Origin of the sequence: uncultured Mucilaginibacter sp., assembly GCF_903913935.1 — a bacterium.
Lineage (GTDB): Bacteria > Bacteroidota > Bacteroidia > Sphingobacteriales > Sphingobacteriaceae > Mucilaginibacter.
On record NZ_CAIWNH010000277.1, the window covers coordinates 1 to 13,210 of the forward strand.

Annotated in this window: 14 protein-coding genes; 12 read left to right on the top strand and 2 right to left on the bottom strand. The window is 42.6% G+C overall.

The window, feature by feature from the left end; genetic code table 11:
• From QZY09_RS10930 to QZY09_RS10945, 4 genes are all read left to right on the top strand, one after another.
• Positions 1-630: lysylphosphatidylglycerol synthase transmembrane domain-containing protein (locus QZY09_RS10930; protein WP_295672307.1), on the top strand; the 630-nt coding region annotated here is incomplete at its 5' end.
• Positions 631-678: 48 nt separating this feature from the next.
• On the top strand, positions 679-2,457 hold the full coding sequence (locus QZY09_RS10935; RefSeq protein WP_295672309.1) for an aromatic amino acid hydroxylase: 1,779 nt from the start codon (positions 679-681) through the stop codon (positions 2,455-2,457).
• 4 nt (positions 2,458-2,461) lie between these two features.
• On the top strand, positions 2,462-3,166 hold the full coding sequence (locus QZY09_RS10940) for an SDR family oxidoreductase (protein ID WP_295672311.1): 705 nt from the start codon (positions 2,462-2,464) through the stop codon (positions 3,164-3,166).
• 74 nt (positions 3,167-3,240) lie between these two features.
• Entirely contained in the window at positions 3,241-4,581 is a 1,341-nt protein-coding gene (locus tag QZY09_RS10945) for a PAS domain S-box protein (protein ID WP_295672314.1), read from the top strand.
• A gap of 200 nt (positions 4,582-4,781) precedes the next feature.
• On the opposite strand, the gene QZY09_RS10950 is transcribed toward QZY09_RS10945, so the two are convergent.
• A complete protein-coding gene (locus tag QZY09_RS10950; protein WP_295672316.1) occupies positions 4,782-5,120 on the bottom strand; it encodes a single-stranded DNA-binding protein in 339 nt (112 codons plus the stop codon).
• A 146-nt stretch (positions 5,121-5,266) separates the two neighbouring features.
• Between QZY09_RS10950 and QZY09_RS10955 the strand changes: the two genes are divergently transcribed.
• The 3 genes from QZY09_RS10955 (at position 5,267) to mnmD (ending at position 7,885) form a co-directional block, all read left to right on the top strand.
• Positions 5,267-5,626, top strand: a complete 360-nt coding sequence (locus QZY09_RS10955; RefSeq protein ID WP_295672318.1) for a hypothetical protein — start codon at positions 5,267-5,269, stop codon at positions 5,624-5,626.
• A 162-nt stretch (positions 5,627-5,788) separates the two neighbouring features.
• Positions 5,789-7,141 (top strand): rhodanese-like domain-containing protein, encoded by a 1,353-nt coding sequence (locus QZY09_RS10960; protein ID WP_295672320.1) that lies wholly within the window; start codon positions 5,789-5,791, stop codon positions 7,139-7,141.
• Positions 7,142-7,201: 60 nt separating this feature from the next.
• Entirely contained in the window at positions 7,202-7,885 is a 684-nt protein-coding gene (gene mnmD, locus QZY09_RS10965) for a tRNA (5-methylaminomethyl-2-thiouridine)(34)-methyltransferase MnmD (protein WP_295672322.1), read from the top strand.
• 61 nt (positions 7,886-7,946) lie between these two features.
• On the opposite strand, the gene QZY09_RS10970 is transcribed toward mnmD, so the two are convergent.
• Positions 7,947-8,720, bottom strand: a complete 774-nt coding sequence (locus QZY09_RS10970) for an ankyrin repeat domain-containing protein (protein ID WP_295672324.1) — start codon at positions 8,718-8,720, stop codon at positions 7,947-7,949.
• Positions 8,721-8,881: 161 nt separating this feature from the next.
• Here QZY09_RS10970 and mazG point away from each other — a divergent pair, with 161 nt between their 5' ends.
• The 5 genes from mazG to QZY09_RS10995 all read left to right on the top strand — a co-directional run bounded on the left by mazG (position 8,882) and on the right by QZY09_RS10995 (position 13,114).
• Positions 8,882-9,685 (top strand): nucleoside triphosphate pyrophosphohydrolase, encoded by an 804-nt coding sequence (mazG, locus tag QZY09_RS10975; protein WP_295672326.1) that lies wholly within the window; start codon positions 8,882-8,884, stop codon positions 9,683-9,685.
• Positions 9,686-9,747: 62 nt separating this feature from the next.
• A complete protein-coding gene (locus QZY09_RS10980; RefSeq protein WP_295672328.1) occupies positions 9,748-10,194 on the top strand; it encodes a hypothetical protein in 447 nt (148 codons plus the stop codon).
• A 151-nt stretch (positions 10,195-10,345) separates the two neighbouring features.
• On the top strand, positions 10,346-10,909 hold the full coding sequence (locus QZY09_RS10985) for an RNA polymerase sigma factor (RefSeq protein ID WP_295672330.1): 564 nt from the start codon (positions 10,346-10,348) through the stop codon (positions 10,907-10,909).
• On the top strand, positions 10,890-12,374 hold the full coding sequence (locus tag QZY09_RS10990; protein WP_295672332.1) for an outer membrane beta-barrel protein: 1,485 nt from the start codon (positions 10,890-10,892) through the stop codon (positions 12,372-12,374). Before QZY09_RS10985 ends, QZY09_RS10990 begins: the two co-directional genes overlap by 20 nt.
• Positions 12,371-13,114, top strand: coding sequence for a hypothetical protein (locus tag QZY09_RS10995; protein WP_295672334.1), 744 nt, complete (start codon positions 12,371-12,373; stop codon positions 13,112-13,114). The genes QZY09_RS10990 and QZY09_RS10995 overlap by 4 nt, the downstream gene beginning before the upstream one ends.
• Positions 13,115-13,210 lie beyond the last annotated feature (96 nt).

Genomic DNA, 13,210 nt, shown 5'->3' on the forward strand with positions numbered 1-13,210 from the left:
ATATTCTATAACTTTTTACTTCCTGGGGGTATAGGTGGTGATGGCTACAAAATATACCTGCTTAATAAAACCTATAAACTACCGGCAAAAAAGGTTTTTACTGCCATATTGTTTGACAGGCTGAGCGGGTTATGGGCCATAGGTTTAATCATTGTTTGTTTAAAAGTATTTATCCCTCAAATACCTATCCACATAGCTATTCCGGCGAGTATATTTTTTGTCGGCACCCTGATCTACTATTTTGTTGTTAAAAAGTTTTTCAAGGAGTTTGCAAAGCATTTTTTTAAAGGCCATGCAAAAGCTGTTTTAGTACAAACTTTCCAGGTTTTAACCATCATCATGATATTGTTGGGCCAGGATTTTAGCGGGAAATTTGCGCCATACCTGCTGGCATTCCTTGTTTCGGCTATTGCCGCCGTAGTGCCGGTAACTATTGGTGGTGCCGGTGCGCGTGAACTGGTATTCCAAAAATCAGCTGATTTTTTTCACGTCGATGCCGGGCTTGGCATTTACATTAGTATCTCCTTCTATCTAATATCCCTGCTGGTGGCATTAACAGGCATTTATTATTTATTGCGTCCCGAGCGGTTGCAGGAAGGCTTACCTACAGCGGAAGAAATTAAGGAATAGCAATCTTATTGTATAAATTTGCGTTCTCTTATATACCTATTGAACGTAATGAGCCATTTTAATGATTTTAATAATCCGCAGGTAGCTGCGTTGCCCGCCCATTTAAAGCAATTTATAGTTGATCAGCATTATGAGCATTATACGCCGGTTGACCATGCGGTATGGCGGTATGTAATGCGGCAAAATTATAGTTACCTTAAGGATGTTGCCTACTACCCTTACATTCCCGGCTTGTTAAAAGCCGGCTTAACAATCGAAAAGATCCCGAGTCTGCAGGAAATGAATGACGCGCTGGGCAAAATTGGCTGGGGTGCAGTTACTGTTGACGGCTTTATTCCGCCTGCTGCTTTTATGGAATACCAGGCTTACCGGGTTTTGGTAATTGCCGCCGATATCCGCCAGTTAAAACATATTGAATATACACCCGCACCTGATATTATCCATGAATCAGCGGGCCATGCCCCTATTATCGCAGATAAAGATTATCACGAATACCTGAGTTACTTTGGTTCAATTGGTGCAAAAGCCATGTTTTCTGCCCAGGACTTTGAATTGTACGAGGCCATCAGGGCTTTATCTATTTTAAAAGAAATGCCGGATGCGGATGAAACTGACATTAAAAAGGCAGAAGAGCTGTTAGCGCAACGACAGGAAAACATGGGCGAACCTTCCGAAATGGCACTTTTAAGCCGGTTACACTGGTGGACTGTCGAATATGGGTTGATCGGCACACTGGAAAATCCAAAAATATACGGTGCAGGCTTGTTGTCATCAATAGGCGAGAGTGTGAGTTGCATGAAAGCCGATATCGAAAAATTACCATATACCATTGATGCGGTAAATTACACTTACGATATTACCAAAACCCAGCCACAGCTATTTGTAACCCCAACTTTCCAAAACCTGATAGATGTATTGGAAACATTTGCCGATACGATGGCCTTTAGGCGTGGCGGCGCTTACGGGCTGCAAAAAGCGATTGAAAGTAAAAACACTTGCACAGCGGTTTACAGTTCGGGCCTGCAATTGACCGGTACCTTTACAAGTTTTGAAACTGATGAAAATGGCAATCCGATTTATGTACGAACAACCGGACCATCAGCTTTAGCAATAAACAACAAACAAATAAACGGCCATGGGAAGCATTACCACAAAGATGGTTATAGTTCGCCAGTTGGAAGACTAAAGGACAACGTTGAGCCGCTTGAGAACCTTGCCGCGAATGAGCTTTATTCCTTTAGTAATGCAGAGGGTAAAGAAACTATTTTGACTTTTGAGAGTGGTATAACCGTTAGTGGCCTGGTAAAAAACATCTTTACGGACAATGGAAAAACGCAATTGATCACCTTTACCGATTGCACTGTAAAAACTAAAAATGGTAATATACTTTTCGACCCATCATGGGGCGTTTATGATATGGCCGTGGGTGAAAACATTGTTTCGGTTTTTTGCGGTGCAGCAGATAAGGATGCGTTTGAAGATATTACTTATAAATCAACTACCGGCACTTACCACCCGGCTTACGATGGCCGCACATTAGAGCTGCACAAACTCTACCAACAGGTACGGGATCGCAGGCACAATGGCGGCGAGTATGGCTTTTTGGGCAATGTGTGGCTACGCCTGCAAAAAAACCATCATGACGACTGGCTTTGCGCTTTAGAAATACTGGAGATACTTGAACATGAAGAAGTTGAACCGGCGCTGGCCAATGAAATCAGGGCTTTTCTAGCCCAAAAAGCCAGCGATGAGCCTGAATTTAAAAAGCTGATCAATGATGGATTTTATTTAATAAAACATCCGGTTGAGCAAAAATTGGTAGTTTAGTAGCATGAATATCATTATTACAGGCGCCAGCAGCGGCGTAGGTTTTGAAGCAGCGCTTGAACTAATACTGTCCGGGAAACATAAGGTAATAGCCCTGGCACGCTCGCAGGAAAAACTGGAGCGTTTGCTTGAAATAGCGCATGGACTAAATCCCGATGCCGAGATCTACGCCCTGGCTTTTGATATTGTGCATGACGATTACGCCGACCTGAAAAGCTTCATCAAAAGCAATTTTGATAACCACGTGGACATTCTTATTAATAATGCCGGTGTATTGATCAATAAGCCATTTAAGCAGTTAAAGGAAATGGACTTTATTGAAATGCTGCAAAGTAATTTTATAGGCCATGTCCGTATCATACAAGCATTAGTTGACCTTATGCCCGAGGGATCTCATATTGTAAATATTGGCAGCATGGGTGGTTTCCAGGGAAGTGCAAAATTTGCCGGCCTTTCAGCCTACTCGGCAAGCAAAGCCGCATTACATACACTAACAGAGTGCTTAGCGGTGGAATTGGCCGACCAACAGATAAAAGTTAACTGTCTCGCTATCGGGTCGGCACAAACAGAAATGCTCGAAAAAGCATTCCCTGGATATGAATCGCCGGTTATGGCATTTGAGATGGGGAAATACATTGCAGATTTCTCTATAACAGGGCACCGTTTTTACAACGGAAAAGTATTGCCGGTAGCTGCAAGTACCCCCTAAAATAATATTTGGTGTTGTGCAAACAATATCTTTAATTTTAGTATATGATATTATAGATACTTGCCGGTACAAATATGGATGCCAGACTTTCATTTTTATTTGATAAATCAAATGATTTTTTTTGCGTTTTCGACAAAAACGGCACCATTAAACATACAAATTCAGCGCTCCGGAAAACCCTGGGCTATTCAGAGGCCGAACTCTATAATGTCAAGATCAATACGCTATCTCATCCTGCCGATGTGCGAAGGAGAGAGGAGCTTGCCACTCTTTTGTTACGCAAAAAGGAAATAACGGGACATGAAACACGCATTAAAGGGATAGACGGCCGTTATTACAATATCAAATGGTCGCTGTTTTTTAACAGCCATGATGACCTGATTTATGCGTCCGGAACAAACTTAACCAATAAATTAAACGGTCCCAACCAAAATAACCTTACAGACAACATCCAGCATATAATACAAAGCTTTAGTGAAGGTTTTTTTATTATCAATAACAAATGGCAAATAACAGCCTACAACCCGGCCTTCCTGGCTATTACCGGGTTAAACAATAAACAGCTTAAAAACATCAGCTTAAAAAAATTGCATAGCCTTGGAATAACGGATGAAGTAATTACCAAGTTTGAAGCTGCTTTTAGCGGGAACACGACCGACCAGGCACAATATTTCAACAAGTATTTTAACAGATGGCTTAGAATAAATATCTATCCGTTTAAACACGAGGTAATGGTTTTTATCAGGGATATTAACACTGTTAAGATCCAGCAACTTATACTCGCCCTTGAAAAAAACATCCTCGAATTAAATGCCTCGTCTTCGCAGTCGTTGCAGCAAACCATCAACGAACTGTTAAAGGGCATTGAAGAGATATTTCCGGATATGATCTGCTCGGTGCTCGAAGTTGACGAGGCACAGGAAAGAGTTTACCACCTTGCAGCACCGAGGTTGGCCGTTGAATTTTGCAATTCAATAAACGGAACAGCTATAGGTCCAAAAGCCGGTTCATGCGGAACATCGGTATATCATCGCAGCCAGGTCATCGTCAGCGATATTGAAAAAGATTCTTTGTGGGAGGATTACAGTGATATCGCCCGCCCTTACGGCCTTAAGGCCTGCTGGTCGACACCGGTGATCAGTTCGCAGGGGGCACATGTATTGGCCACATTTGCGGTTTATTATACTACGGCAAGAGAACCTAAAGGCGATGAATTAAGCATGATTGAACGTACAGTAAATATACTGCGTGTTTTAATGGAAAATAAACGTAACCAGGATAATATAAAGGACCAGAATAAAAGACTGCAGGAAATAGCGTCAATCAGTTCGCACGAGATCAGGCGCCCGGTAGCCACTATTTTAGGGCTGGTAAACCTGTTTGATAAAAAAAAACATGGACACCCCGATGAATAGGGAAATTATCGGCCATATTGATTTAACAGCCCAGGAATTAGACAGCGTAATCCATACGATCGTTGAAAAGACAATTCATTTAAAGGATGAGTTGTAGGTGGTTAGTTGAATTAAGCAGGCCCGATAGTCATCAGGTGGGTTGGATTAAGTTGATGAAGTTTTCCAACCACTCAACTTAATCCAACCCATTCAACCAATAACTAACTCCTACCGCCAACTTTAATAAATTCGTTAACCACCACTTCGCAGAAATAGCGTTTATTACCGTCTTTATCCACATAGTTGCTGTTTTTTAAACGGCCTTCAATTGCTATGGTATCTCCTTTTTTAAGGTCGTCCTCGGCGAATTTGGCAAGGTTGCCCCACAGCGTCAAATTATGCCATTGGGTTTCGGTTACTTTTTCGCCTTTGTCGTTTTTGTAGCTCTCGCTGGTAGCTAATGATAAACGGGCCAGTTTTTTGTTGTTGTCAAAACTTTTTACTTCGGGGTCCATACCCAGGTTACCTACCAGGCGTACGCTGTTTCTTAATGAGTTCATGCTTTTTAAATTTTAATTTTTTTTTTAAAATGACGCCACAAAGTTGTAGAGGGATGCAAATATTACCCGGTGAGTAACCGTTTATAGTCGACAATTTCCGTTTGTAAACGTTTGCAAGCGGATAAAACATTATTTATCTTTATCAAATGAATGAAGAAAGGAACTGCCTTGACTGCGGCGAACCCTTGCGTGGGCGTGCCGACAAAAAATTCTGCAATGACCTATGCCGCAACAATTATAACAACCAGCTCAACAGCAGCAGTTATAACCTGGTGCGCAATATCAACAATATCCTGAAGCGCAACCGGCGGATATTGGAGGAATTAAACCCCGGTGGAAAAACAAAAACAACCCGTAAAAAATTAGTTTCAAAAGGTTTTGATTTTGAATACCATACCCACAGCTATCAAACCCTAAATGGAAAGACCTACCATTTTTGCTATGAATACGGCTATTTACCATTGGAGGGCGAAGAGTTTTTGCTGGTGAAAAGAGAGAATGAATGATTTCGGATATTAGATTTTCGATTTTTCGCGATTGTTTATTCTTAATGGTGCTCAAGAGCGCTACGCCGTTTCGGAATTATTAACTTTTTACATTCATTCATAAAAATTCAAAATCCGAATTCGTAAATCCGAATTCCGAAATTCAAACTATCTTTGCATACAATGATCATACAACAATTTTACGACAAGGGTTTAGCACACGCTTCTTACGCAGTAATAAGAACGGGAAAAATGATCGTGATCGATCCGGCCCGCGACCCAAAACCTTACTATGATTTTGCGGCACAACACGATGCCGATATTATTGGCGTAATTGAAACACACCCTCATGCTGACTTTGTAAGTTCACACCTGGAGATCCATCAAACCACCGGCGCGATCATCTATGCAAGCAAATTAACAGGCGCTGAATACCCTCATGAAAGTTTTGATGACGGCGATTTTATAAAGTTAAATGATATTAAACTTAAAGCGATCAACACCCCCGGGCATTCGCCTGACTCGATATGTATTTTGGCGGAAGATGAAGATGGTACGGAGCAGGCATTGTTTACCGGGGACACTTTGTTTGTAGGGGACGTTGGCCGCCCGGATCTGCGCGAAAACGTGGGTAATATAACAGCCAAAAAGGAGGAGCTAGCCAGGCAGATGTACCAATCTACCCGCGAAAAAATAATGAAACTACCGCACAATGTGAAGGTTTACCCGGCACATGGCCCCGGCTCGCTCTGCGGAAAAAACATGAGCCCGGATCTTGAAAGCACCATAGGCCGCGAATTGCGCGAGAATTATGCATTGCAGTTGATGGCGGAAGCTGATTTTGTAAAAACACTGGTCGCCGACCAACCTTTTATTCCGAAATATTTTGGAAGTGATGTTGAGTTGAATAAGAAAGGAGCACCAGCTTTTTCAGCAAGCGTGGCTCACATTACGCGCTTAACCGGCAATGTGACACTTGAAAAAAATGCAGTGGTTGTTGACACCCGGCCTAATGCGGAATTTAAAAAAGGGCATGAAAAAGGGGCGATCAATCTACAGAACGGCGGAAAATTTGAAACATGGCTGGGGTCCATCGTAGGTCCGAAGGAGCGCTATTACCTGGTTGCTGATACAGCCGAAGCATTGGAAGAAGTTTTAGTAAAAGCCGCGAAGATTGGCTATGAAAGGAACCTGGTTGCTGGTATTTTGGCCCCCCGGTACCCTGAATTGCCGGAGCGGGAATTTGATCTTCCCCGTTTTGCCACCCATCCGGAAAGATATACCATTGTAGACGTACGCAACCCAAATGAAACTGAGGGCGGCTTGATATTTGAAGGTGCACATCTGATTCCCTTACCTGAATTGCGTGAACGGATTAACGAAATACCTGAAGACAAACCTATTGTGGTACACTGCGCAGCAGGGTATCGGTCAGCAGCGGCAGCCAGCATCATTGCTGCAAAAATAGCAGCAGTACCTGTTTTGGACCTGAGCGAAGCTGTGCTGGAGATCGGCGGGAAACATGTCGGGCATTGAAACCGTTACTTTTTATAAAACTACCGTTTTTATCAGACGTTTAAGCTGGAACCAATTAAGATGCTCGAAATAGTAAAAACGGCGGATGGCTCGAATACCATTTACAATGCTGAGGTGGGCGAAAATTACCATTCAAAGCACGGCGCCCTGCAGGAAAGCCAGCATGTGTTTGTGAATTCAGGGTTGAAATATTTTTTCTCCCCTACCTGGGGAGATTTAGAGGGGGCTTGTATCTCTGTCTTAGAAGTCGGCTTCGGCACCGGCCTTAATTTTTTACTAAGCGCCGAATTTTGCGTTGAAAAGGGTATCGAACTGAATTATACGGGCATTGAGGCTTACCCATTAGCCCCCGAAATGATTAGCCAGACCGGCTACGACCAATATTTACAGCCCGAAACATGGAACAGTTTTATTGAAAAATACCCGGATAGCTTAAAAGCTGCGATAAGTATAGGAACGCAGTGCATACTGCAAATAGCCCACTGCAAACTACAAGATTTTGAATCTGCAAAACAGTATGACATTATTTATTTTGACGCCTTCGCGGCCATGTACCAGCCTGAAATGTGGAACGAAATAGCTATTGCCCATACAATACAATTTTTAAAACCAGGCGGCGTGTTTGTTACTTATGCCATCACCGGGAATTTAAAGCGGGCGGTAAAAGCCCTGGGATGTAAAGTGGAAAAAGCACCGGGAGCGCCGGGTAAAAGGGAAATGTTGAGGGCGGTGAAAATGGTCTGAACTAAGATTTGAGGATTGCAGGATTCCTTCTTGTCCTCTCCGCGGTAAAACCAAAAGCCAATTATTTCTTCAAATACGCATTCGGCACATTTGCCGGTTTATAGTCAATTCCGTAAGCATGTTTAACCAGAAGGGATACCACTTCTGCAATGGTTTCCTGCCGGCGGTGCACCATCGGCAGTAAGCCCATCATGGCGTAGCTAATGGGGTTTACAGCAGGGATAAATGTTTCCCACTCGTACCCACGGCCCCATATCAAACCTTTAACTGTCAGGTTTAGATCGGCCTTATTTTCAAGCAGGAAATTCAGCATGTCGATGGAATTATTGCTATTTTGGTTTACGGTATGAAAGATTGGGGTATGCCCGCCGAAACCGTATTCATCATAGGCGGCTTTTGCGTTTACGTCGGCACCATATTTAACCAGAACATGGGCACAGGCAATACAATTGTATTCGGCACAAAAATAGAGCAGGGTACCGCCGGTTAATGGGGTGTAGGTATTGTTGTATTGGTAATATGTTTTGGTGAGGATAGATTGATCATTTTTAATCAATTCTTCCAACTGATCAGCATCGTCGATTAACACTGCCAGCAGGGCCTTATCCTTAAATACTAAGCCGGCATCAATAAAAGCCTTAACACAATCCTTAAACTTGGGTGTGCGGGTGTACATTTCTACCATCATAGTAAACACCGGCGTACCATCGGGCAACAAATCGTTGGGGCCGCCCCCTTTAGCAAAATATCGTTGTATCCCTTCAACGGAATGTACTTCGATGGCGTAAATCAGTTGGTTATGATCGGGCATTTTCAAAATGAATGCGATTTTCAATTAAAATTAAATAAAAGTCCATAAATCCCGCCAAAAAAACTTTCTTCTTCCCGCCTTTCGGACTTCCGGTCTTTCGGACTTCCATACATAAACCCTATTTTTACTTCGAATTCGTACAATTCGAAAAAATTCGTGCAATTCGTGTTAATTTAATAGACGATATGCCATTAATACCGCCATCAACTGCTGCTACGCCCGAAACTGCCTTTACCCGGCTGTTAACAATTATGGACGATCTGCGCCTTAACTGCCCCTGGGATAAAAAGCAAACCCTTGAAAGTCTTCGCCACCTAACCATCGAAGAAACCTACGAATTATCGGACGCGATATTAAGCGCCGATATGCCCGAAATAAAAAAGGAACTCGGCGATATTATGCTGCATCTTGTTTTTTATGCCCGCATCGCTTCGGAAACCAACGATTTTAATATTACGGATGTATTAAACAGCATTTGTGATAAACTGGTCAACCGGCATCCGCATATTTATGGAGATGTAACGGTAAAGGATGAAACCGATGTAAAACGCAACTGGGAGCAGATCAAACTAAAAGAGGGAAACCGTTCAGTATTGGCAGGCGTACCGGCATCACTGCCGGCATTGGTAAAAGCATCACGCATACAGGAAAAAGCGCGGGGCGTTGGGTTCGACTGGGAAGAGAAAAGCCAGGTATGGGCAAAAGTTGAAGAAGAAATGCAGGAATTCAGAAATGAATTTAATGCCGAGGACAATACTGCCATTGACCAGGAAAAAGCAGAAGGCGAATTTGGCGACCTGCTGTTTTCGCTCATCAATTACGCTCGTTTTATAAATATTAATCCGGAGGATGCTTTGGAGAAAACAAATCGTAAATTTATAAAGCGGTTCCAGTACCTTGAAAGCAAGGCAAAAGAAAGTGGTAAACAGCTGCATGATATGAGCCTTGCCGAAATGGATATTTTTTGGGAAGAGGCAAAACGGAAATAAAATATACAGGTTGTGTATCGTTTAAATAAAAAACTTCGTAAGGAGTTATAAATAAATATTTCATGAAAAATCCTTTACTATATTTTTTGCTATTCCTCCTGCTGTTTGTATACGGCTGCTCAATCAACAAAAGTAATAACCCAAGCCCAACAGCGCTTGCCCCTGTTGGCACTTTTAACGGGCATTTTGAAGTGATCCACCACAGGGCAGTTTCCATTGATTCCGCATCAGCGAACATTACGCTGGAGATGCAGGCCGCTACCGGCTATAAAGTTACCGGCGATACTGCAACCGTACATGAAGGCAGTTATGGGGGCTTTATAGTTTACCAGGCAAATAACACCCTATATTTCCAGGATCACGACACCTACCAGCCGACAAGCGCAGCTGCAAAAGTGCATTTAAATGGTTTATATAGCTATTCCTATGATGGAACAACGCTTCAAATTGGTTATCATTCATACCTGGACACGCTGATCCTGAAATATAATTTAAAAAAGGTTAATTAGTGAGTGGTGAATGGTGAAAAGATGAGCCGACATTGACGCACTACTTACAACCGACCACTCACTAACTAAATTCAAACCTTATGTAGCGTTTACAGGCACCTTTCCGTATTGTTAATAAATAACTAAATTCAGGCTGAATTAAACACACTTAATGCATCAACCCCGGCGTATTGCTGAAGAAGAAATTATCAGTCAATGCAAAACAGGCAGCTTAAAGTACCAGGAATTGTTGTATAAACAATTCTATAGCTATGCTATGGGTATTGGTTTGCGCTATTGTTTAACCCGGGATGATGCTTTAGAGGTTGTAAATGACGCATTTATAAAAGTATTTAACTCGATAAACAATTTCAATAGCGACAGACCTTTTAAAGCCTGGTTGCGTACCATTATTGTAAATACAAGTATCGACCGGCGGCGAAAGGACTTGAAATTTCAACTAAATGTTGATATTGAAACTACTAACCCGGCGATACATGCCAGCGCATTAGACGACCTGCATGCGCAGGATATTATAAAAATGATGAGTGTATTGCCACCAATACAGCTTACCATTTTCAATTTATATGAAATAGACGGGTATAGCCATGACGAGATAGCTATACTGCTGGCGATTCCGGTAAGTTCATCAAGAGTTTACCTGAGCAGGGCCAAGGAAAAATTAAGAAGCGCAATAAGAACTGAAGCATTAAAACATGGACGATCAGTTAGATAAGGACATTAAGCACCGCATTAGCGAGGTATTCGATAATTACGAAGACCCTTCTGCTAATGAAGGCTGGCTGCTGCTGAGGGAAAAATTTCCCAAAAAAGCAAAGCGACCCACGACAGCATGGCTATGGTGGAGCGCAGCCGCCCTGATACTTTTATTTTTAGGTGTTGGATTATTTGAATTTGAAAAGAATAATTCGCCGGTAGAACTTACCGGCATTAAAAAACACAGCCCTGCCGCACCTAAAAGTGTTATAGCGCAGAAAAGCAACCAAAAAACAACAAACGTTACTCCATCACCTGTTATAAAAAATGATCATAAAAGCATTTCGGAAAGTATTGCAAAAAACAGTGTAAACCATGAAAAGCCGGCACAAAACTCCCCTGTAAGCAATGCCAATGCCCATAAGTTTATTAATGACGCAAGTAACAAAACGTCACTCGCAGTAGATCTAAGATCTGTAAAAAGCAAGTCCGTTGGTGCAGCTAACACGCCTGACTTTACACCTGTTATTAGTGACACCAGCAACAAAATAGCGCGTGCAGTAAAAACAAGTGACAGTAGTTTGCACAACAAAATACAATCTCAGCCAAACCAGTTTGCCACCAATGCCCAAACGAATACGAATAACCCTGTGACCGGCGTAAATAAGCCGGGAGTATTAGTTGGGGATAAAAACACTCCGCCGGTGAACAAACCAGCTTCTCCGTCAAAATCAATCGCATCCATGTTTGCTGAAGACCATCAGCCTTTAGATAAAAACATTAGCGGGCAAAAAAAGGTACTTTTTGGTATTTACGCAGCCACCTACTTTAACTATGCTAAAGGCAGCGGCAACCAGGCAAACCTGGGCGCCGGTGTTACCGCTGAAATAACCATTACGAAAAACCTAAAACTGGTTACCGGCATGACCATTGCTCAAAATTCGCTGGCTTTTAATACCAGTGCCCCTGTTTCCGGTGCGCAATTTGCGCCAAACGCTGCGGGCATTGCCGCAGGCAGTGCCCCGGCATCTTACGTTAACCAGATGGCTCTATTTTCAACAGGTGTTATCAACACCGCTTCGGTACCAACTTATAAAAACTACAACGCAAACCTGGTTGGTTTGGATATCCCGCTGAACCTGAAATATGAATTTAACCCAAAGAAAACTGATTTATATATGCTGGCAGGCTTTAGTTCAGGCACTTTTATCAATGAAACTTATACTTATCAATATAACTACCCGGCCCTGGCTTCGCCCGGTTTGCAACAATTAAAGAATGAAAGCACACATAGTAGTTTTAACGGTTTTTATGTTGGCAAAATGCTCAACTTTGCCGTTGGCGTGGGATACCCGCTTGGCAAAAACCGGATTGTGCTTGAGCCTTTCCTGAAATACCCGCTCCAGGGCCTTGGTTCGCAGGATATTAAATTTGGCGCGGGTGGCGTAAACCTTAAATTCAATTTCACTACCCATAAAAAATGAAGAAAACCTTTTTAACCTTATTCGCTTTCCTGGTATTAACACAGCTTCACGCACAAAATATGGAAGTATCGCTACTGGGTAATACCGGCGGATTTCGCTATACCGGCAATTACACTACCGCTACCTCATTTATTAACGGCGGAGCGGCGAATTCCAAAGCGGGTTATACCAATAATCCTTATGGAAATAAATTTGGTTTTAGTTATGGCGGCGGGGTACAGGTACAGCACGTTGGCCGTTCAGGTTTTATTTTTGGCCTGCAGGGCGGCTATCAAACCTTAAGAAGCAAGGTTGATGTAAACGGTGTTTATCGAAGCGATCTTAATCAATCAGTTATCAACTTCACCATCCCCGGCCCTACCGCGGCAACCGGGCAAACTTATTTACAAAGCCAGGACATTAACGTTAACCCCTACATCGGTTACCGTTTGAAAATAAAAAAAGTGAAACTTGATTTGATGCCTGGTTTCGATCTTGGTTTTAATTTAAATACCCACGAATATGGCAAAGCAACAGATATGGGTGGAAATGTTTACCAAACTGATATGGACAGAGGAAAATCCCCGGTCGATTTCAGGTTTAGCTTACGGGCAGCGATCAGCTACAACAAGTTTAGCATTACTGCCGGTTTTATACAGGGCCTAACCAATTTTAGCAATCATCTGCTTAACGATTCACCTACCGCCTACTATACGCACAGCCAATTGATCAGTTTAGGGTTGGCTTATCGGATAAGGTGAAAGGTGAAAGGTGAAAGGTGAAAGGTGAAAGGTGAAAGGTGAAAGGTGAAAGGTGAAAGGTGAAAGGTGAAAGGTGAAAGGTGAAAGCGCCTTTGG

Coding starts and splice junctions, on each gene's coding strand:
- QZY09_RS10935 (WP_295672309.1), top strand. CDS start 679: ATGAGCCATTTTAATGATTTTAATAATCCGCAGGTAGCTGCGTTGCCC.
- QZY09_RS10940 (WP_295672311.1), top strand. CDS start 2,462: ATGAATATCATTATTACAGGCGCCAGCAGCGGCGTAGGTTTTGAAGCA.
- QZY09_RS10945 (WP_295672314.1), top strand. CDS start 3,241: ATGGATGCCAGACTTTCATTTTTATTTGATAAATCAAATGATTTTTTT.
- QZY09_RS10950 (WP_295672316.1), bottom strand. CDS start 5,120: ATGAACTCATTAAGAAACAGCGTACGCCTGGTAGGTAACCTGGGTATG.
- QZY09_RS10955 (WP_295672318.1), top strand. CDS start 5,267: ATGAATGAAGAAAGGAACTGCCTTGACTGCGGCGAACCCTTGCGTGGG.
- QZY09_RS10960 (WP_295672320.1), top strand. CDS start 5,789: ATGATCATACAACAATTTTACGACAAGGGTTTAGCACACGCTTCTTAC.
- mnmD (WP_295672322.1), top strand. CDS start 7,202: ATGCTCGAAATAGTAAAAACGGCGGATGGCTCGAATACCATTTACAAT.
- mazG (WP_295672326.1), top strand. CDS start 8,882: ATGCCATTAATACCGCCATCAACTGCTGCTACGCCCGAAACTGCCTTT.
- QZY09_RS10980 (WP_295672328.1), top strand. CDS start 9,748: ATGAAAAATCCTTTACTATATTTTTTGCTATTCCTCCTGCTGTTTGTA.
- QZY09_RS10985 (WP_295672330.1), top strand. CDS start 10,346: ATGCATCAACCCCGGCGTATTGCTGAAGAAGAAATTATCAGTCAATGC.
- QZY09_RS10990 (WP_295672332.1), top strand. CDS start 10,890: ATGGACGATCAGTTAGATAAGGACATTAAGCACCGCATTAGCGAGGTA.
- QZY09_RS10995 (WP_295672334.1), top strand. CDS start 12,371: ATGAAGAAAACCTTTTTAACCTTATTCGCTTTCCTGGTATTAACACAG.